Below are 20,304 nucleotides of genomic sequence, written 5' to 3' on the forward strand. Positions count from 1 at the left end.
ATTAACTCACGGGGTCTTTTATGCGGTTGCGTTCACTCACGGTCGTTTTTATTTCATGTCTCATTACCTTTCTTTCGTGGGTGATTATTCCCCCAGCTGTGGCCCTGACACAGATTAAACTATTTGATGTCTCCTATAAAGATTGTCCACCAGAACTAGCACAAGGGGCTGTTATCAGTAGTGGTAGCGCTGCTGCCAATTGTTTTCTTGTCATTGGCAAAGCAGAAAATGGCACTAATAAAACAGTCTACGACGCAGATATTTTTGGACGCATTTATGATGCCAATAATGACTCGGTAATGCAAAACCGCACTCGCTTAGGCTCTATTACCGAGGTGCCACCAGGTATTAGCGATTTTGAATTGAGAATTTCTGTACCTGCGAATCAGCCGACTCCGTTGAAGCTAAAACAGTTCAAGGCTGCCGGATTTAGCGGTCAAGTGCGTAAGTAATAATATGATGTTTGGTAAAACAGAATCCCACTTCGCTTGCTGTTGGGGGTTGAGTGTGGGGTGTTAGAATATACAACTATATAATTTAGACGCAATAAAAATTGTAGAGACGCTTTTATACTTGGCGTCTCTACAAAAGTTTTTATTAGGGTAGTAATCAAAATCCCTGTGCGAATGGCAGACGAGTTAGGGTTCTCAGAAACTCTCCAGCTAAGTTGAGTGCTAAGAAAGCTAAAATTGGCGAAAAATCCATACCACCCAATGGGGGAATAATTGAGCGGAATAGATTCAGATAAGGATCGGTTATCTGGGCTAAAGCGGCAAATGGCTGGTTATACCAGTTGATTGTCGGGAACCAGGTTAACAAAACCCGGATAATTAGCAAATAGCTATAAAAGGTGACAAAGGTAACTAGTGTCGTAATCAGTAAACTCATGGATAGCTTTGTTTCCTACTAGGTGTCAAACGCGGTCTTATCTTTTAATTTTAATTTAGTCCAAAGTCAAAAGTGTTTGCGGATTTCACGTTTACCACACTTGACACTTTCACCACGCCTGAACAAACTTCAGGAGTCTTTAGTGAGGGAGCGTTCATTGGTTGGTTGGGGTGAACTGCTATTAACATTTCCCAGTTGCTTTCGCACTTCATCAATTGTGGCATTTAGCTGGGCAATTTTATCTTCTAGCGATCGCCTGGCCGTTTCTATGCCGATGCTTTCGCTTTCTGAGGCTTTCATCTGACGCCGCTTTGCTGCTATTTTCTTCGCTTCGATTTGGCTATCTGTCAGTTCTGTCTCCTCTTCTATTAGCAATTGAGGATCGCGTCGAGAAGCAATCAGCGCCCCGATAACACCGCCAAATACGCCACCAACAAACGCCCCTGCTACAAAACCACTGCCAAAACCATCTCGCTGACTCATATCTTTACCGCCTTCAACAAACCTTGCAACTTTTACAGTACTTATGCTATTTTCCTGCCCTAGCTGCATACTAGCTTAAGTCCCAAAGATGCGATCGCCTGCATCTCCTAATCCCGGTACAATATATCCCTTGCTGTCCAGTTTTTCGTCAATAGTAGCGGTGTAAATTATTAAACCTGGATAAGCTTCACTCAATTTTTGTAAAGCTGGTGGAGCCGCTACCACACAAACAATCCGCGTCAAAGCTGGGTCAGCACCCCGTTGTGTCAATTCTGCCATTGCCGCCATCATTGACCCTCCGGTTGCCAACATTGGATCGGTAACTAACACTCGTGTTTGGGGGTCAAATTTTTCTGGTAACTTGTTCAGATAACAATGAGGTTGCAGTGTCTCTTCATCTCGCGCCAAACCAAGGTGGTAAATCGATGCTAAAGGCAGTAAAGTCTGCGCTCCCTCTAGCAATCCTAGCCCAGCCCGCAGAATCGGCACTACTGCCATAGGCACTTGCGGATCGATCACCGTTGCTGGACACGTATCTAAGGGACTCTGTACTGCTGTTTCTTGAGTCGGCAACCAGTCTCGTGCAGCTTCATAAGTCAGCCATCTTCCCAACTCAGTCATGGCACTGCGGAACAATACTGAAGGCGTGCCTGCATCACGGGCAACTGCTAGCCAGTGCTTGATCAGGGGATGAGGTGGAACATAAACGCGCAATTGTAGCGTCATAGCCAGAAATAGGCGCCTTTTTATTGTATAAGAACTGAAACACCATAATACTCTTTCCTGCATCCGGCTAACAGCTTAAAATTAACAATCTCAATTTTATTGATAAAATTTTTCATTAGTAGTTGACATTAATTCTCAATCAAGGCTATATTCTTATAAAGTGTTCTCCTCTCTTTTAAGGATCGGCAGACGGGATTAGCCAGCAGTAGCAGGCTCGTCCCTCTTTTTTTTGATTAGTCATTGGTCATTAGTTAAATTAAATATTGATTGACTCTAGACAAAGGACAAATACTTACTTCTCTACGAGACGCTACGCGTTAGCGGAGCTTTAGCTTTAGCGATACGCTCAGTACAAATGACAAAGGACAAAGGACAAAGGACAAATGACAAATGACAAATGATGCGATCGTGATTGGGTCTGGGATTGGCGGATTAGTAACAGCGACCCAGTTAGCGGCAAAGGGAGCGAAAGTACTCGTACTGGAACGTTATTTGATTCCAGGTGGTAGTGCTGGTTATTTTGAACGCCAAGGCTATCGATTCGATGTTGGCGCATCAATGATTTTTGGACTGGGACAGAACGGTACTACTAACTTACTCACCCGTGCATTATCAAGTGTAAATGTCAGCCAAGAAGCGATCGCAGATCCGGTGCAGATTCACTATCATCTACCCGAAGGTTTAGACCTGAAGGTTGACCGAGTTTATGAAAAATTTTTGCAAAATCTTATTGCTCATTTTCCCCATGAAGAACAAGGGATTCATCGCTTTTATGACGAATGCCAAAAAGTATTCAAATGTCTCAACAGCATGGATTTGCTGTCACTGGAAGAACCTCGGTATTTACTGCGCGTATTTTTCCAGCATCCTTTGGCGTGTCTCGGTTTAGCTAAGTATCTGCCCCAAAATGCCGGCGATGTGGCGCGGCGTTACATCAAAGACCCGCAATTATTGAAATTTATCGATATGGAATGTTATTGCTGGTCGGTGGTTCCATCAGACATGACACCAATGATTAACGCTGGGATGGTCTTTTCTGACAGGCATTATGGCGGAGTTAACTATCCCAAAGGCGGAGTCGGACAAATTGCTCAAAAACTAGTGGAAGGTTTAGAGAAGGCTGGAGGTCAGATTCAGTACCAAGCTAGAGTCACCAAAATTCTCACAGAACAGGGAAAAGCGGTAGGTGTACAACTGGCTAATGGTAAAGTATATCGGGGTAAACGCATAGTTTCTAATGCTACACGCTGGGATACATTTACACAATTACTACCAGTAGAAGCAATACCAAATAATGAGAAAAAGTGGCAACAAAACTATCAAAAATCTCCAAGCTTCTTGAGTTTGCACATCGGGGTAAAGGAATCAGTTTTACCTGCGGGGACAGAGTGTCACCATATTTTGCTGGAAGATTGGGAAAAGATGACAGATGCAGAAGGCACAGTGTTTGTTTCGATTCCCACATTGCTTGACCCAGATTTAGCACCAAATGGATATCACATCATTCATGCCTTCACGCCTCACTGGATTGATGATTGGCAAGAACTTTCTGTGAGTGAGTACGAAGCCAAGAAAGAAGAGGCAGCTTGGCGAATTATTGACCGCCTAGAGAAGATTTTTCCAGGTTTAGATGCCGGATTGGATTATTTAGAAGTGGGGACACCGCGCACCCATCGCCGCTTTTTGGGTCGTGAAGATGGTACATACGGGCCAATTCCCCGACGTAAGTTATGGGGGTTATTGAATATGCCCTTTAATCGCACAGCTATTTCAGGACTTTATTGTGTAGGGGATAGTACCTTTCCGGGTCAAGGTTTGAATGCAGTCGCTTTTTCTGGATTTGCTTGCGCCCACCGTATTGCCGTAGATTTAGGATTTTAATTACAGAAACAGCGTCCGCAAAAAACCTAATAAGCAGATAGCTTTACTAGTGAAGCTGATAGCTACCCTAGCAATCTGAGTAACTCTCAATACGGTTTGGTTAAGAAAGTTATTTGTTAAAGCGAGTTCTTTGAGCGAAAGTAGAAGAAAGTGCTGGGGAAGCAAGAGTATTTAAATTTAATCTCTTCACTTTAAGTGCCTCTAAGCCACCTCCCCAGCTTATCCAAAGCGTATTGAGATGGGTAGCAAATACAATCAAAAAGTTACTAAAATTAGTGTTTTTTCTAACACAATAGTAAGCTTTATTACTCCTGATCTGGTATTTTTTGGTTCTGAAAATTAGCTAACTCTGATGCTAAAGTCTCTTCTAATGCATCTAGAATCGCTTGGGGATCAACAGCTTCCTTCATTATTTGAGCCTGCGGATCGGAGCGATTTTTGACATTGGGAATATCTTCGCGTAATTCTTCAACTAAAGCGATAAGTTTTGCGATTTTCTGCTCAGAGAGCAGGTTAAGCTGAAGGCTAAGTTGCGCCCGTTGCTCTGCTAATTTTTCCTGACGCTCTTGTTTTATCAACACCCCTGTTGTTACTAACAGGGAACCTGCGGTCAGTGAAAATTGTAGCCAAGAAAATGGCGGGGGATCGAATCTTGATATGCCGAAACGTCGTGGTAAAACATTAGGTGTTACCCACAGAATAATTCCTAACAGGATACTATACAGGAATACCGGACGACCAAAAAAGGCTGTTACTGTTTCTACAAACCGTTGATGTTGAGGTACGTCTTTTTCATAACGTCTGTGCAGGGCAATAATAGCCTCGATATTTTGACTAATCGCTTCCGGCAATGGGGCTGTGGGCAAAATGGTTTGGCAAGGTGCTGAAGATGGTACTTGCGGTGAATCTTTTGGATTTGGTTTATCTTGGGAAAACATGGACAGTTTTCTTGTAGTACTGATTTCTCTAAATCAATAACTCAAGTTTTACCTATATATGTATACTTTTAGGTAGAAAAATATATGAAAGTATCTATAGACAGATTCTGGCAGATTGCTATTGCTGTTGAATCAAGCAGAGATATTGAAACAGAATCATAGCATCAAGTTTCTTGTTTCAATATTGTATTGAGACTAAACGCCTCAAAGCCTAAATCCAACGTCCAGTCAGCGCTGTTGCGATCGCGTACAGGGGGCGCTCACTGATTTGAAGGAAACACTCCAAACAATTAAAGGATTAAGTCACCAGAGGCTGTGTTTGTAGCTGCTAGTAAGTAGGGGAGAAAACTGCAAAGCGCACAGGTAAAATTGAATAAGTAAAACTACTGTCCCACTAAGGTTTCAGCATCAGCTTGAGTGGTGCAAAAAAATGGATAAAGTCGAGCTTAGACGAGATTTTAATTGAGATTGCAAGTGAACGTAGACAGCTAATTTTTAGAAGTTGAAAAGTTCAATTCCTGTTGAATACTTTTAGTGTCCTCATCCAGATTTGTCACTCTCAAATCATTACTTGGACAGCTAATATCTTGAGATAGTTGCCCTTGATACCTAACTTGAGTTGATGTACCGAATGAAACAGATTTAGCACATGATTTATATGGTAATTTTGACAATGGTTTAGCTGCCGAAATATCATTGAAAAATTTCGTAGCTGTCTCCACTTTTATTTCACCTGCACCTTTTCTGTTGCAAACAGTATAAGTTGCTTTTCCGAATGGCAATAGGTGAATTCTATATTTGCAGGTATTTGTAGAGCCACTATTAATAATAACCGCTGGCTGTTTTGGATTTGGACTTTGTGCAAGTATTTTCAGAGGAAAAATACATAAGGGTGTAGCTAACAATACCGAAGCTAAACTAATTGTATATATGTTAAAAGCTTTCATTTTTACCTCACATTAATTTTTTGAGTTACCTAATTAGGCTAGAAGTAATTTAAAATATCTTATGCAGCAAAAAATTCTGCAATAGCAATTGCTTGGTTAATACTCGATTAAGTTTTATTAAATTTGCGAGCGGCGCAGTTACTAAACAGAAACTATGGTTATTTTTTAAAAGTATAGTTGATTATATACTTTTTAGATATGTCATTCTGATGTCAATGTTATGTCAGGAGAACACTTATTTTTTATGTGGTATTCCTGTCGAACATCTACTGTAGATTTCGCAATAAAAGCTTTCAGTGACACAATTGTGGCATTGCGACTCGCGCCAGAGAAACAGCCATTAGCCGCGATAGGCAAACAGATTCGCGCGTGGATGAGAGACCAGTCAACCAGTGTTTGCATAGTTACAAAACTTTTCATAATTGTGCTTTAATGGTGAACGGTTTTTGTTTTTCAAGAATTTTCCTCACACACAAAGCGATCGCTAATGCTCCTCACACACAAAGAAAACATTGTAAAATTTAGCTGGCTTCTACCCAGCTTCTTAAGCTTGATCCTGTTTGGCTCCACTGTAAAGACTAATGCTGCGATGCCTGCGGCGGGCGTAGCCATCGCAAATTGGCATTTTGATAGCAATCGCAATCATCTGGACTTCACCACAGATGAGAATGTTCAACCGAAAGTACAACTACTTACCAACCCTACTCGTCTGGTAATTGATTTGTCTGGAGTTACATTAGGATATCCACAGACTAGTCAAAGAGTGGGGCCAGTAATTAAAGACATTCGTATCGAGCAGTTTAATGCAGAGACTACCCGCATAGTAGTTACTTTAGCACCCGGCTACACCTTTGATTTAGCACAGGTGCAACTGCAAGAGGAATCCCCCAATCATTGGTCTGTGCAATTACCCAAACCAATACGATTGACTGCAACCCAGCCACAATATTTAGAAAGAACTCCGAGTATTTCTCCAAGAGTGAATGATAATAGCACTCTCTTTGCGGGCGTAGTTCCGATGCATTCACCGATGAAAGTGCTGGAACCTCAAATTAAAGCCTTGATGAGTCGTTATAGTTTTCTGAAAACAGGAATGTTTTTCCTAGATTTGGATACTGGGGATTATTTGGATATTGGAGGCGATCGCGTTTTCCCAGCTGCTAGTACGATTAAATTACCAATACTCATCGCCTTTTTCCAAGATTTAGATGCTGGTAAAGTTACCCTTCAGGAAAACTTGACGATGCGGCGTGACTTAGTTACCAATGGTTCTGGAAGTATGCAATATGAACGAGTTGGTAAGAAGTACACAGCTTTGGAAACCATCACTAAGATGATTACCATTAGTGATAATACCGCCACCAACATGATTATCGATCGCTTAGGTGGAGCGGCGAAACTAAATCAGCGCTTCCGTAGTTGGGGACTGAAAGACACAGTAATTCGCCATCTTTTAGCTGACTTGAGAGGAACCAACACCACAAGTTCTCAAGATATGGCGCGGGTGCTGGCTTTAGTTGTGAACAACAAGCTAGTTTCGCCACAAAGTCGGGAGCAAGCCTTAGATATTCTGCGCCACACCACAATTCACACACTGCTTCCCGCAGGTTTGGGGAAAGGTGCAGTTATCGCTAACAAAACTGGAGATATCGGGTTTCTCATCGGCGATGCAGGATTTGTAACTATGCCCAATGGTAAGCGTTACCTGGCGGCTATCTTCGTCACCCGTCCTTATAAGGACACAAGAGGGAGAGACTTTATCCGTCAAGTTTCCCAACTTGTTTACAATTACCTGAATCAAGAGAACCCGGTTGCTGCGGTTAATTCGCCTCACGATGTTACGAGATAGGCGGTTAGAAACCGCGTCTACACAAACAAAACCCACCTCCGTGGGTTAAAAACCTTAATTTGACGTTAGTCCGCGGAGGCGGACTTTGCCTGTATAGCCGCGAATTCCATTCGCCCAACGCACAGATGTGCGCCCCTACAGTAATTAGATAATTGTGATTTTACTTGCGGCTCTAGTAGCCTTTTCCCTAGCCTCTTGGACATTAACACCCTTCGCTAAAGCTACGCCCATTCGTCGATATGGATGAGCATTAGGTTTACCAAATAATCTAATATCTACATCTTTTTCTGACAAAGCATCGGCTACACCACTAAAACTAATAGAATCAGATTTTTCTGAAGCTAAAATTACTGCACTAGCTGATGCTCCTAACTGTTCTATATGAGGAATTGGTAAGCCTAAAATTGCTCTTAAATGTAGTTCAAATTCATTGAGATTTTGTGAGATTAATGTCACCATTCCTGTATCGTGAGGTCTGGGAGAAAGTTCCGAAAAAATTACTTCATCTTTGGTAATGAAAAATTCAACACCAAAAATTCCGGCTCCTCCTAAAGCATCGGTGACTTTGATAGCTATTTCTTGAGATTTTGATATTTTATCTTCAGAAATTTCTGCGGGTTGCCACGATTCTTGATAATCGCCTCGTTCTTGACGATGACCAATGGGAGAACAGAAAATTGTCTGTGCATTCCACTGTTTAATTGTTAGTAAAGTTATTTCGATTTCAAAATTAATAAATTCTTCGACGATGACCTTTTGACTGTCTCCTCTAGAATTAGCGATCGCATAATTCCAAGCCTTCTCAACTTCACTCTTATTCTGCACTACAGACTGACCTTTACCAGAGGATGACATCACAGGTTTAACAACATTAGGAAAGCTAATTTCATCCGAAACTGCAATCAATTCTTCTAAAGTTGTTGCATAACCATATTTAGCTGTTCTGATGCCCAATTCTTGATGTGCTAGTTCCCGAATTCTATCGCGGTTCATTGTATAGTTAGTGGCAGCCGCAGTCGGAATAACTGTAATTCCTCGCTGTTCAAATTCAACCAGTTTTTCTGTTCTGATTGCTTCAATTTCTGGTATAATAATATCTGGCTGATGTTTTGTCACTACAGCTTCTAAATCATTGGCACTGAGCATAGAAATAACTTCATAAGCATCAGCAACTTGCATTGCCGGAGCATTGGCGTAGCGGTCAACGGCAATCACATAATTACCAAGACGTTGAGCCGCGATCGCAAATTCTTTGCCTAGTTCTCCTGAACCTAGCAACATCAATTTTTGGGGTAACTTAATACTCATTAACTTATCCAGTCAATTTCAATTTAATCATCTTATAATTTTTTGTGTTTCCATTACCATCTTCTCAAGAATTAAAGCCTCGGCTCCTCTAGGTTCTAACCTTTAACAGTGAGCGAAGTCGAACTGTTAAATCTAGCTCCACGTAGTTCTAAATCTTGACGTTGTAAATCATTTAAACCAGTACCTACGCCAAGCTGGCACTTATCTACTAGAGTCTCTAACCAAATAGTCTCGTTTAGGGTTGCACCTCGTAAATCTGCATTTCTCAAGTCAGCTTTTGTAAAATTGACGAATAATAGGTCTGCATTAATTAAACTACTGCCTTGTAGATTTGCTTCTGATAAGTTTCCTCGAATGAAGTTTACTCCATCTAAAATTAAACCAGATAAATCTGCTCTTATAAGATTAGGAAACTTGAGTTGACTTGGATATTTAAAAAACCGCATTATACAAATAACATTTGCTTCATTTAATCGTAGTTTAGTTAAAAATTCATACCGAGCTATGCCCAATTGCTTGAGAATTTGTAGACGCTGTGGGGGGCTTTGTTCTAAAAAATCGATGGCTATGTAGCGTAAGTCTTGAGTCGACAGATTTAGCATGATTGTCAGATTGTCGTGATACTTGTGCTAATTAAAAGTTTAACCTTAATGCAAAAACCCCGACTTCTCAAAGAAATCGGGGTTCTAATGGATAACTACTTACTTAACGTCCTGCCAATAACGCTTTGGTAGCAGATTCACCCGCTAATCTCACCTGCCTTGTTAACTGGAAGTTCAACAAAGCTAAAACACTCAACTCTGCTAAGAGTGCCATAAAAATTGTTGTCGTCCCAGAGTATTCTATCCCTGCCCAAGGAAAAGTTGAAAACAGCCATACAGTAGGATGTTTCCACGAAGAGACGCCGATAAATCCTAGAATCATCGGTGGTAAGAACATTGCAGCACCTAAAGTTCCCATAGCCCAGAAAGAACGTTTAGGAGTTTTCAGCAAAAGTATTAATTGGGCGATGGTAGCATAAATCATCATTAAGCTGATAGACAGAGCTATAGCTAAAAGAATTTTAAATCTGCCAATATCGTTACCTAAGAAACTTTGACGATCGTTTGGATCAAAAACAGATGTAAATGAAATCCAAGCTAGCCAGGGGATAGTAACAATTGTCAGATTAATAGCGATCGCCACGAGTGCAGGACTTTTTTCAGCCCAAATTAGATCCTGCCAAACACTCTTGTGGCTAGAAACTCCCTGATGTCGATATCTTGCCCAATCTTGTACATCTTGACGGTGAGGGGAAAGAACCGCAATTAAACTTAAAATCAACACAAAGTTGTACAGTGCTAGATAAATGATATTTTCTGCAATCTGTTCATGTAATTTGAAATTGTTGTTAGCAACTTGTAGGGTAAATCCCCACATCATCAACTGACAAAATGCTACTACTAAATAACTTTGCTTCTTGCTGATGATTAAAGCTTGAGGATTACGGAAACAACGTTTAAGAGCTTGCAAAATCCCGTAACTACACAATCCTAAGTTCAGTAAATGCAAACCAACAACACTAACAATACTTTTACCTAATGGTAAATAGAAAAACTGCAAGTATGTCAGGGGAGAAGCATTAGATAGATGGAACAAGTTAGGAAATAAATAATTAGTTATATCCCAAGGATTAAAGAGTCTAAACCAAGCACTTGAATGATTTAAATTGTTGTAAGATGATGCCAGCCCCATTGTTGTGCATAGAAAAAGTAAAACTGCACCACTACCCAACCAAGGCTGAAAACCACTAAACCAACGACTCAGTAAGCCAAATATTAGTGCTGCACTGTAGAATAAAATACAGCTAGCAGCAAGAATTGCGTAGTAACTCAAAATGTAACTAAAGGCAATTTTGACAGTCAGCCCAGCCCACAAATGTAAAGGAACTGCTACTAAGATGATCAGATAAATAAAACTCGGAACTCCTAGCAACTTGCCAGTCAATATAGTTGTTTCTGATTGAGGACTGAGACGGATGAAATTCAGCGTACCGCGAGTTTCTTCTTTGGCTAAATCGTTGATTAGCAAAAAAGTTCCTGCGACTAATAGTGTAAATACAAAAATTACACTCAAGGAGAGGAATATATATTCCCAATGATCTTGCCACCACAATTGCCAATCAATTTCATTTTGGGGACAAAAATTCCTGGAGAAGAAATCATTGAATTCAGCAATTCTAGATTGATCTAATTCCTGGTAAAACTGATTTTGTTTTTGTTCATATACTTGACGTAAACCACAGTATGCACCAGTTAGGGAGTATTTATCATTAGGAAACTCGCGGAACTGATATAAAACAACTACCAGTTGCAGTAGTAAGGATGTCGCAACTGCGATCGCTACATTAAAAAATTTCAGTCGTCCTTTGAGTTCCCGCAATAGTTGGGGATTCCAATCGCCGATTTTGTCTATTAAATTGAGCATCATAGCAAAAAATTCTCCAAAAATGGGGAGTGATATTTATTGACGTATCAAGATGCTTGTTTGTGACCTAATTTTAAGAAAATACTTTCTAAGTCTTCTTGTGTGCAGTGAAAATCAGTCAGAGGGATGTCTGCTTTGATGAGCGATCGCAGCAACTCAGCACTATCTTCTTCTTTACCCGAAAAATTCACCCGCACGCTATTTTTTCCTGATATCACCTCCCACTCTTCCACTAAATGATGATGTTTCAATTCCCTTAAAAGTGTCTCCAGGTTCCCCAGAGTTGAGATCACAATTTGCTGGTGCGAAAGACGTTGGTACAGTTGTTGTAATGAAGTACTTTCTACCAAGAAGCCAAGTTCCATAATTCCCACAGATGTACACAGTTCCGCTAGATCGCTGAGAACATGAGAGGAAATAATTACAGTCATCCCAGCTTCTTGCAAAGCCTTGATGATTTCACGAAAGTGCATCCTGGCGATGGGGTCAAGCCCAGAAACAGGCTCATCTAGTAGTAGTAAAATCGGTTCGTGGATAATGGTTCGTGCTAAACTCAAGCGCTGTTTCATCCCCCGCGACAGAGTAGAAATCTGGCTATGGCGTTTATTTCCAAGTTGAATTAGTTCTAAAACTTCATGTAACCGTTGAGTGCGGCGCGGTTCTCGCAAGCGATAGAGACGCGCAAAATAATCTAGGTAATCCCAGACTGTCAGATCCTCATATAGCGGGTAGTCATCGGGTAAGTAGCCTAGACGACGCTTAAGTTTGGGATTACTCTTATCACGGAGTAAGCGATCGCCATTAATATAAATCTCACCCGTCGTTGGTTCCTCAGCAGTTGCCAACATTCGGATGAGAGTTGTTTTACCCGCGCCATTCGGCCCAATCAGTCCATATACTTCCCCCGCCTGAATTTCTAAATCAACATCATTGACAGCAACGTGCCTGTCAAATTGCTTAGTTAGTCCACGGGTGCAAATTGCTAATTCTTTTACCATCGCTGCTGGGGTGCGGCTTGTGATTAACACTTAACGTAACCTCTTTCCACAGGTTTTGTCAGGCTGGTTTCAGAAATTGAAACTGAATCTAACGAAATTGGCTACATAAAAAAGTAGGTAAGGCATACACCTTAACTACTTATTAATTCTTATTCTGCTATTGATGAAATCTTTGCAAATTAAACCTTGACTTTTTGCTTTAGTGTCAAGTTATTTCTGATAGTGGTGGGATGACATTATTAATTCCATTACCAGATGAACCGCTAACTGCATAACGGTATTCGGGAACTGGATATCCAGCTTCACTAAAGGTTTCACGAATAACTTTATTAGTGTCGAAGTAAACTTGCCAGTAATGATCGTTATTGCAATAAGGACGTACAGCTAGTACAGGCCCTGCAAAATTGAAAGTCTGAATTTCTACATCCGGTGCTGGATTTTGGAGGACATTAGGGATTTGGCTAATTTTCGCTTTTAAAAGTGCGATCGCTTCGTTATGTTTCACTTCATGATGAAGTTGAGCTACCAGATCAACCCGACGGTAAGGATTGGCAGAATAATTCTGGATATTGTCAGCAAAGATTTTATTATTGGCAACAATCGTCAATACGTTATCAGGTGTATTGATACTAGTTGTGAACAGCCCAAGTTCTGTAACAGTGCCTGTGACACCTGCTGTCGTGATGAAATCACCAACTTTAAATGGTCGAAAAACGATTAAAAATGCTCCGGCTGCAAAGTTGGCCAATAGCCCCCCCCAGGCTGCACCAATTGCAATGCCGGCTCCTGCTAGCAATGCAGCAAAGGAAGTTGTTTCAACCCCAAAGAAGCCGAGAATTGCCACAACTAGAATAATTCTCAGCGTAACGCCAATGATATTCAGAAGATAGTTAATCAGTGTCGGATCAACGTGTTGGCTTCGGAAAGCACGTCGCGCTAGCTTCAATGCAAAATCAATCAAGCGTTGAGCAATCAGCCACAGAGCGATCGCACCTAAAATTTTTAGCCCAAACAGAGTTAAAAGTTGACTAGCAACCAAGCTAATTTGTTTTAAATCCATAATTTTTTTGTCTGTGAATTATTAAACACAATAAACATACAATAAATTAAATAAAATTTTCCTATAAATACTTTTTTTTAATTTTTGGTGTGCTATGCAGCAAATAGCAAACCCGATCTTAAATCGCTATATAAATCGCGCCATACCAGCACCAAATTCTTTAGTCAAGGCTTCTATAGCCCTTCCTACGCTGGTGAAATATAGCTAGACCTCATATATATCCCTTTCAACTTTGAGGATATGCCTCATTCGATCGAGAGCCGCTATATTCCCAACCTCTTAATCTCAGCTTGATTATATGCCTGCTGTTCAACGATTATAAGACTATATATTCCTAAAGAAGTTACAGGTGTCAAGCAAAAAAATCGGTTTTTGGTCTGTGTGGGCGTTGGGTGTAGGAGGCATTGTCGGTGGACTTTTTCCAGCGCTGGGAGTTGTAATTCAAATAGCTCATACAGGCGCACCACTAGCATTTGCGATCGCAGGGACAATAGCTTTGATAACTACTTATGCTTATGCAAAACTTTCGGTAGCTCATCCATGTCGAGGCGGGACAGTAACTTTTTTAAACCAGGCTTTTGGTCTAGGGCTGTTTAGTGGGACACTGAATCTTCTACTATGGTTTAGCTATGTAGTCATGCTTTCCTTTTACTTGAATGCTTTTGGTAGTTATGGAGTTAGCCTGTTTACATCTACTCAACCTATGTGGAAGCATTTACTGATTAGCTTGGCAATTTTAGGGACAACTGGACTAAATCTACTAACTGCGAATTACATTGGTAAATCTCAAATTTGGATTGTTAGCTTCAAAGTGGGGATTTTGATCCTGTTTATTACTATGGGGAGCAGTCATATAGATATTTCCCGTATAGAACCAGTCTCAGTGTCGTCGCTACAGTCAATTTTCGCAGGAGCAATGGCGATCTTCTTGTCTTATGAAGGTTTTGAGCTAATCGCCAATACAGCAGAGGATCTTGTCAATCCAAAATACACTTTGCCACGAGTTTATTACTCTGTAATTGGGTTCGTTATTTTGCTTTACGTTTTAATAGCACTCGTCACATTGGGGACAGAACCAATAGAAAAGATTTTGGCAGCAAGAGACTATGCTTTGGCTGAAGTTGCCAAACCAATTATGGGGCAATTGGGATCTGTTTTGATTACGATTGCTGCTCTTTTATCAACTATCTCGGCTAGTAACGCAACACTCTACGGTTCAGCTCGTTTTAGCTCTATTATTGCTAAATCTAGGGGGTTTTACTCTGGCAGCCAAATAAATGGCATAGATCAATCTTCAATTGGCTTATTTATTACTAGTGGTATTACTCTAATAATCGCCAATTTTTTTGATATAAATCGGATCTCTACAATGGGTAGTGCCGGGTTTCTGTTGATATTTGCTGCGGTTAATTTAGCTAATGCTCGGATGTATCGTTATACAAAAAGCAAGCAGTGGATTTCACTTTTAGGTGCTGGAATATGTTTGGTGGCACTAGGAATGTTAATTTGGTTTGCTTTGCAAACAGATCCACAAACCGTCTGGATTTTAGTGTTTATGGTAGGAGTCGCTATAGGCATCGAAGTAATTTACTATTTGTCAAATAAGCGACAGCTACACCTTTGAAGAAACTTTGCTCAATAGAATGTATTTGTAATACGTTTGTATTAATTTAACTTGAATTGGCTAACAGTGCCTTATTTGGCGAGTTGCTCACATCTGTTAAAGGTGATTTAGGAATGGCTCATAAGCGGTAACTTTATCTGGAACGTCGAGCCTTTACCCTCATTGCTCATCACATGAATGTGACCGCCGTGAGCTTGGACAATTTGTTGAGCGATCGCTAATCCCAAACCAAATCCGCCGCTTTCTCTTGCACGTACTGTATCAACTCGGTAAAAGCGATCGAAAATGTAAGGTAAATCTGCCTCTGGAATTCCAATTCCAGTATCAATAACCTGAATTACTGCCCGATCTGGGTGAGATTCTAAGCGTAACCAGACAGTTCATTGCAGGCGTTGTTGAGCAAGTTTTCCACAGCTAGCCGCAGCAAATCGGGGTCAGCCCACAACTCAATGAGTTGTTCTGGTAAATGGCTAATCAACTCGATCGACGCTTTTGCAGCAACAGTATTGTAATAAATAGCTAAATTCTCTAGCAAGCTATTAAGATTAACCTTTTTGAGAGATTCAGGAGTTAATTTTCCCTGATGCCGAGCCAACAGCAGTAGGTTATTGACCAAGGTACTCATCGACTTAGCGCTATCGATGATGTTCTCCACTGAGGGATGGATTTGAGGATGGTCTGCTGCCATTAGTAACCCAACTTGGGCATTGGTCAAAATCGCAGAAAGGGGCGATCGCAACTCATGAGAAGCATCTGATGTGAAGCGTTGTAGTTGATTATAGGCTAGCTGAACAGGCTGCATAGCTATGCCACTGAGTACCCAACCTGTAAGTCCAATTAACCCCAGCGCTACAGGCACAACCAGCGTCAACATTAACTGAAATTCTCTGAGATCGTTTTGAGTTTCTGTAAGTGGGATAGCAACTTGCAGATAACCGATGACCGAATTTCCTCCTTGAACAGGTAGGGTGACTTGACGAAGCCAAAGCGTCTCACCTGTAAACTGGTCAATGGACTTAATCGTGAGAAACTCAGATGCTATTTTTAACTCTTCTGGAGGTGGAGTACCAAAAAACCGCTTGAGTTTGCCATTGGGGTCATACCAGCGAACATAAACTAGTTCAATATCAGCGGGGTGAGAACCACTACCCAATAGCGGTATATTGCTCAGTTCGACTTGTTTTTGTCCTTGAAACAGCCGATACTGCGAACTGGCTGCCATTAGCTCTGCTCTTTTATAAAGCAGCTGATCTAATGCTTTGAGCTTGTCTTTTACCTCAAGATTGTAAATGACTCCAGCAAAGAGAATCAGAATGCACCCCATTGAAAGGGTAAACCAACGAGCTAAGTTACGACGACTGCGGTTAAACACAAATAGAAGAAGAATTCAGAATTCAGAAGTCAGAAGTCAGAATTCAAGATGTAATTAAATCGGATTAGCATTCTACTTGATTGTAGACTCTGAAATTAAATCTCAAGATGGTTCTGGAGGGTTGAGGCGATAGCCCATACCGTAAACAGTTTCAATCCAATCGGCTGCTGCTAATGTTTGCAAACGTTGGCGAAGTTTACGAACTAGAACGGTGATTGCATTGCTTTCTGGCTCACTACCCCACTCCCATACAGCTTGCTCAATTTGATTACGAGTCAGGACTTGCTTAGGATGACGCATGAAGTACTCTAACAACTGAAATTCCTGGCTGGAAAGGGATACGATCGCTCCTTGTCGCTCCAAAATTAGTCTATCGAGATGCAGTTCGAGGTCTGCCAAACAGAGGGTGTCTCCTTGCCAGAGAGGCGATCGCCTCCTCAATGCCCGCACCCGTGCCATGAACTCCACGATATCAATCGGTTTGACGAGGTAATCATCAGCTCCGGCATCTAATCCTATGACTTTATCGGGTGTGGTATCTTTTGCCGTGATCATTAATACCGGAGCTGTTTTTCCCGCCGCCCGATACTGTTGACACAAACTTACTCCACTAATCCGAGGTAACATCCAATCCAAAATCAGCAGGTCATATTCTTTTTCAGCCAAAAGCCATTGAGCCATTTCACCATCCTTGACACCATCGACGCTGTGTCCCGCCTGAGAGAGAAGCATTTGCAGCGGCATTAATTGCTTGGGATCATCCTCTACCAGTAAGATTTTCATCACCTTTATACACTTGTGCTTGTTTAGAATAATCCATTGAAGCAATCTCAACGTCTTTCATCAGTCATATTTCAGAGGATTGTCTACCTCATTAGGATATACATGAAGTATGACCTAGCAAAATCAGAAGCAGGTGTAATGTGTGGCGTATTAGTAAACGTTGGCTGCAAGGGCTGGGATTAGAGTTTTGGTTGCCTCTACCACTAGTAGCGATCGTGTTTTGGCTTGGCTGTAATTTCCTCGCTGCTCAAGAGTTAAGCCGACCCTATTCCACGCAGAAAAAACTTCAGTCAGATACTCAACTTGAAGCACGGGTATCAGTCAATGTATTGCTCATTAACGCTGCCGTCAACCGAACTAAAAGAATTACTCAAGTAGAAGTGGAAACAGCAGATCCCATTCTGAAGCGATTGGAATTAGAACTTCCAACAGTAGAATTCAGCCAAATAGAAGCGACAATTGCCCAAGAACTAGGTCTACCCCGTGAGGATGTTAGAAAGTTAGTGCGCTATGAGGTTGTGGAATAACATTGATCCGATTTCCGGCTAGCAGTCTGCTAAGGTAACTTTAAAGGAAAATCAGAAGTGTTTTTGATTGCTACAGCTTCTTCTTACCCACCCTCTGGATGGGTGAGATAGACAATGCAACTTTTGGCAGACCACTTAATAGAAGTTGGTATCCTTGATTCGATTTCTGAGTACAAATCTTTATCAACTGTAATCAGAATACAGCCGAGAGTGTGATTTATGCTGTCGCTTTTACTGACCGACGTTTGCGGCAATCTCGTTTAAATCGTTGACCGTTTGAGGAGGAATTTGCAATGTCGCGGCTTTGAGGTTCTCGCGGAGGTGGTCAACGGACGACGTGCCGGGAATTAGCAAGATGTTCGGAGAGCGCTGTAGCAGCCAGGCGAGTGCAACCTGCATCGGCGTAGCGTTCAGAGACTTCGCGGCATCCTCAAGTGCCGAAGATTGTAGCGGCGTGAACCCGCCGAGGGGAAAGAACGGCGTGAACGCAATGCCCTTCGCTGCAAGTTCGTCGATAAAAACATCATCCTCGCGATGAGCCAGGTTGTACTGATTCTGAACACAGACGATTTCGGTGATTGACTCCGCCTGCGTGAACTGTTGGGAAGTGATGTTACTGAGTCCAATATGACGGATGAGACCCTGACGTTTGAGGTCAGCGAGTGTGGCGAGCGGTTCTTCGATAGAGCCTTCAGAGGGCCTTTCGGTGCCTCCTACGCGCAGGTTGACGACGTGGAGGGACTCCAGACCGAGGTTGTGCAGATTATCGTCTACGGCAGCTTTCAGTTCTTCGGCTGAAAGAGCAGGGTTCCAAGACTGGTCCTCTCCCCGGCTAGCGCCTACCTTGGTTACAATGACCAGCTCCTCTGGATAGGGGTGGAGCGCCTGTCGGATGAGTTGATTGGTGATGTGCGGACCGTAAAAATCGGCTGTATCAATGTGGTTGATTCCGAGTGCAACCGCCTCGCGCAAGACGGCGATCGCTCCATCAACATCGCGCGGTGGTCCCCATACATGGGGCCCAGCGAGTTGCATAGCACCATACCCGATGCGGTTCAAGGTTAGTGAAGTCCCTGGGAGTGTGAAATTGCCACCGAGCTTCGTTTGATCAGTCATCTTGCTTTACCCAGTAAACTTCCCTTAACAGACTACCAGTACAGTACAGCGGAAATTAACCATAGTTGAAAAAAGTTATAAAAGCTGATTATATAAACTTTCTGACCTCCTGACTTTTATTTTCAATGCGTTCTGCCTTGGTTTTCAATGCTTGGTTCATGGCTTCAAACCCTTGGCGAACGTCGATATTTAATCGACGAGCCAGCAGAGGTACTAGTAAACCCTGGAAAGATTCTTGCTGAATGAAGCGGACGCGTAGGCGTAGCCCGTCGTAGACATCGCTTGCTAACGGTTCAATGATAAAGCTATGTTCAACGTCAAATAACCCTGGTATCAAAAAGTGCCATAACCAGCGCAGTTTGCGATTAGGTTCTACTGTAATTACCGTAGGTCGAAAGGTCATAATATCTCTACCCGGAGGCTGAAAGTGAACGGTTAGCTGTGCCCCTTCACTCAGCAAACCACTAATTTGACGAATAAACAGATTCCAATGTGGAAAACTGGCAAAATCAGTGAGTAGGTTCCAGACTTGCTCATCGGATGCCTGAATTTCAATTTCAGTGTGGATTTTCATGGATATGAGTTGATAGAAAAACCATAATTAAAACGGTTGTTCCTGCTAAAAATAACCCGATGTATTCTAGTCCTAGTAATCGAGTCACCCAAAAATTACGAGTGAAGGTAGGTAGATAAAGCAGGGGGAGCAGGGGGAGAAAATAACTTGATTTTTCTACCATAAAATAAACCATCCAAAGTTTCTTTGGTGGACTACGAGGAAACTAGATTGTTTCTTGTAAAACATAATGAATACTATTCGTAGAAAACTCACGTTTTAACAGCAAAATTCTGGCGGTTGGTAGACAGTTGTGAAGAAACTACTGACTTTGAACAACCAGGACGGAACATGGAGCGTGATGAACGACGTGATTGCTCACACTTCCTGCTAAAAGTTCGGCAAATCCTTTAAGTCCTCTACGACCAAGCACAATCAAATCTGCTCCCCAACTCCGGGCTAAATCACAGATGTTAGTACCAGGATCTCCTGTTTGATAACTGGCTTCTGCCATAATGCCTAGTATTTTCGCTTTCTGATAGTACAACTGGAGTAAACTTTGTGCCTGTTGTGTTTCTATTTCCAGGTCTACTAAATTCACAGTGAGTTGACTAGAAGTTGCTAGCTCAATGCTGTGACCAATCATTAACTGAGCAGCATCTCTTTGGGCTAACTCCAGCGCTTTTATAAACACTGTTGCAGTCGCAGGTGAATCATCGACTGCCACCAAAATCTTCTTAAAGCTCATATTTAGCTCCAATAATCAATTACTTCATTCACATTTG

General features: G+C 41.8%; 19 protein-coding genes and 1 pseudogene. 5 read left to right on the forward strand and 15 right to left on the reverse strand.

Going from position 1 to position 20,304, the window contains the following annotated elements:
* Positions 1 to 20: 20 nt before the first annotated feature.
* Entirely contained in the window at positions 21 to 452 is a 432-nt protein-coding gene (locus V7K44_RS10545) for a biotin carboxylase (protein WP_334931216.1), read from the forward strand.
* Positions 453 to 609: 157 nt separating this feature from the next.
* Here the strand turns inward: V7K44_RS10545 and V7K44_RS10550 are convergent, their stop codons facing one another.
* The 3 genes from V7K44_RS10550 to upp all read right to left on the reverse strand — a co-directional run bounded on the left by V7K44_RS10550 (position 610) and on the right by upp (position 2,097).
* A complete protein-coding gene (locus tag V7K44_RS10550) occupies positions 610 to 888 on the reverse strand; it encodes a YggT family protein (protein WP_292725218.1) in 279 nt (92 codons plus the stop codon).
* A 129-nt stretch (positions 889 to 1,017) separates the two neighbouring features.
* Positions 1,018 to 1,371, reverse strand: a complete 354-nt coding sequence (locus tag V7K44_RS10555; RefSeq protein ID WP_334931470.1) for a hypothetical protein — start codon at positions 1,369 to 1,371, stop codon at positions 1,018 to 1,020.
* Between the two features lie 75 nt (positions 1,372 to 1,446).
* Positions 1,447 to 2,097, reverse strand: coding sequence for a uracil phosphoribosyltransferase (gene upp / locus V7K44_RS10560; protein WP_289795889.1), 651 nt, complete (start codon positions 2,095 to 2,097; stop codon positions 1,447 to 1,449).
* Between the two features lie 390 nt (positions 2,098 to 2,487).
* Here upp and crtH point away from each other — a divergent pair, with 390 nt between their 5' ends.
* Positions 2,488 to 3,978 carry a carotenoid isomerase gene (gene crtH, locus V7K44_RS10565; RefSeq protein ID WP_334931220.1) on the forward strand — a complete coding sequence of 497 codons (1,491 nt, stop codon included), beginning with the start codon at positions 2,488 to 2,490 and terminating at the stop codon, positions 3,976 to 3,978.
* A gap of 305 nt (positions 3,979 to 4,283) precedes the next feature.
* Here the strand turns inward: crtH and V7K44_RS10570 are convergent, their stop codons facing one another.
* Complete coding sequence (locus V7K44_RS10570) at positions 4,284 to 4,916, reverse strand: DUF1003 domain-containing protein (RefSeq protein ID WP_334931222.1); 633 nt, start codon at positions 4,914 to 4,916, stop codon at positions 4,284 to 4,286.
* Between the two features lie 488 nt (positions 4,917 to 5,404).
* Positions 5,405 to 5,863, reverse strand: coding sequence for a hypothetical protein (locus V7K44_RS10575; protein ID WP_334931224.1), 459 nt, complete (start codon positions 5,861 to 5,863; stop codon positions 5,405 to 5,407).
* A gap of 487 nt (positions 5,864 to 6,350) precedes the next feature.
* Between V7K44_RS10575 and V7K44_RS10580 the strand changes: the two genes are divergently transcribed.
* Entirely contained in the window at positions 6,351 to 7,712 is a 1,362-nt protein-coding gene (locus V7K44_RS10580; protein ID WP_334931226.1) for a serine hydrolase, read from the forward strand.
* A 144-nt stretch (positions 7,713 to 7,856) separates the two neighbouring features.
* On the opposite strand, the gene purT is transcribed toward V7K44_RS10580, so the two are convergent.
* The 5 genes from purT to V7K44_RS10605 all read right to left on the reverse strand — a co-directional run bounded on the left by purT (position 7,857) and on the right by V7K44_RS10605 (position 13,544).
* Positions 7,857 to 9,020: a formate-dependent phosphoribosylglycinamide formyltransferase gene (purT, locus tag V7K44_RS10585; RefSeq protein ID WP_334931228.1), complete on the reverse strand. Its 1,164-nt coding sequence runs from the start codon at positions 9,018 to 9,020 to the stop codon at positions 7,857 to 7,859.
* A gap of 95 nt (positions 9,021 to 9,115) precedes the next feature.
* A complete protein-coding gene (locus V7K44_RS10590; protein WP_334931230.1) occupies positions 9,116 to 9,622 on the reverse strand; it encodes a pentapeptide repeat-containing protein in 507 nt (168 codons plus the stop codon).
* A 103-nt stretch (positions 9,623 to 9,725) separates the two neighbouring features.
* Positions 9,726 to 11,489, reverse strand: coding sequence for an ABC transporter permease subunit (locus tag V7K44_RS10595; protein ID WP_334931232.1), 1,764 nt, complete (start codon positions 11,487 to 11,489; stop codon positions 9,726 to 9,728).
* A 44-nt stretch (positions 11,490 to 11,533) separates the two neighbouring features.
* Positions 11,534 to 12,484, reverse strand: a complete 951-nt coding sequence (locus V7K44_RS10600) for an ABC transporter ATP-binding protein (protein WP_334931472.1) — start codon at positions 12,482 to 12,484, stop codon at positions 11,534 to 11,536.
* Positions 12,485 to 12,689: 205 nt separating this feature from the next.
* Positions 12,690 to 13,544 carry a mechanosensitive ion channel family protein gene (locus V7K44_RS10605; RefSeq protein WP_334931233.1) on the reverse strand — a complete coding sequence of 285 codons (855 nt, stop codon included), beginning with the start codon at positions 13,542 to 13,544 and terminating at the stop codon, positions 12,690 to 12,692.
* 349 nt (positions 13,545 to 13,893) lie between these two features.
* Here V7K44_RS10605 and V7K44_RS10610 point away from each other — a divergent pair, with 349 nt between their 5' ends.
* Entirely contained in the window at positions 13,894 to 15,168 is a 1,275-nt protein-coding gene (locus V7K44_RS10610; protein WP_334931234.1) for an APC family permease, read from the forward strand.
* A gap of 107 nt (positions 15,169 to 15,275) precedes the next feature.
* Here the strand turns inward: V7K44_RS10610 and V7K44_RS10615 are convergent.
* Both V7K44_RS10615 and rppA read right to left on the reverse strand, forming a co-directional pair.
* Positions 15,276 to 16,540 (reverse strand): annotated as a pseudogene (locus V7K44_RS10615) (sensor histidine kinase).
* 102 nt (positions 16,541 to 16,642) lie between these two features.
* Positions 16,643 to 17,323, reverse strand: coding sequence for a two-component system response regulator RppA (gene rppA, locus V7K44_RS10620; RefSeq protein ID WP_334931236.1), 681 nt, complete (start codon positions 17,321 to 17,323; stop codon positions 16,643 to 16,645).
* 140 nt (positions 17,324 to 17,463) lie between these two features.
* Between rppA and V7K44_RS10625 the strand changes: the two genes are divergently transcribed.
* Positions 17,464 to 17,850 (forward strand): hypothetical protein, encoded by a 387-nt coding sequence (locus tag V7K44_RS10625; RefSeq protein ID WP_334931238.1) that lies wholly within the window; start codon positions 17,464 to 17,466, stop codon positions 17,848 to 17,850.
* A gap of 231 nt (positions 17,851 to 18,081) precedes the next feature.
* Here V7K44_RS10625 and V7K44_RS10630 read toward each other — a convergent pair whose 3' ends face one another.
* From V7K44_RS10630 to V7K44_RS10640, 3 genes are all read right to left on the reverse strand, one after another.
* Complete coding sequence (locus V7K44_RS10630; protein WP_334931240.1) at positions 18,082 to 18,966, reverse strand: aldo/keto reductase family oxidoreductase; 885 nt, start codon at positions 18,964 to 18,966, stop codon at positions 18,082 to 18,084.
* 88 nt (positions 18,967 to 19,054) lie between these two features.
* The gene (locus V7K44_RS10635) at positions 19,055 to 19,540 is read right to left on the reverse strand and encodes an SRPBCC domain-containing protein (protein ID WP_334931242.1); all 486 of its coding nucleotides are present in this window, start codon (positions 19,538 to 19,540) and stop codon (positions 19,055 to 19,057) included.
* Between the two features lie 301 nt (positions 19,541 to 19,841).
* On the reverse strand, positions 19,842 to 20,267 hold the full coding sequence (locus V7K44_RS10640; RefSeq protein WP_334931243.1) for a universal stress protein: 426 nt from the start codon (positions 20,265 to 20,267) through the stop codon (positions 19,842 to 19,844).
* Positions 20,268 to 20,304: the final 37 nt, after the last annotated feature.

It is taken from the genome of Nostoc sp. (assembly GCF_036917235.1).
In the GTDB taxonomy this organism is placed as follows: Bacteria; Cyanobacteriota; Cyanobacteriia; order Cyanobacteriales; family Nostocaceae; genus Nostoc.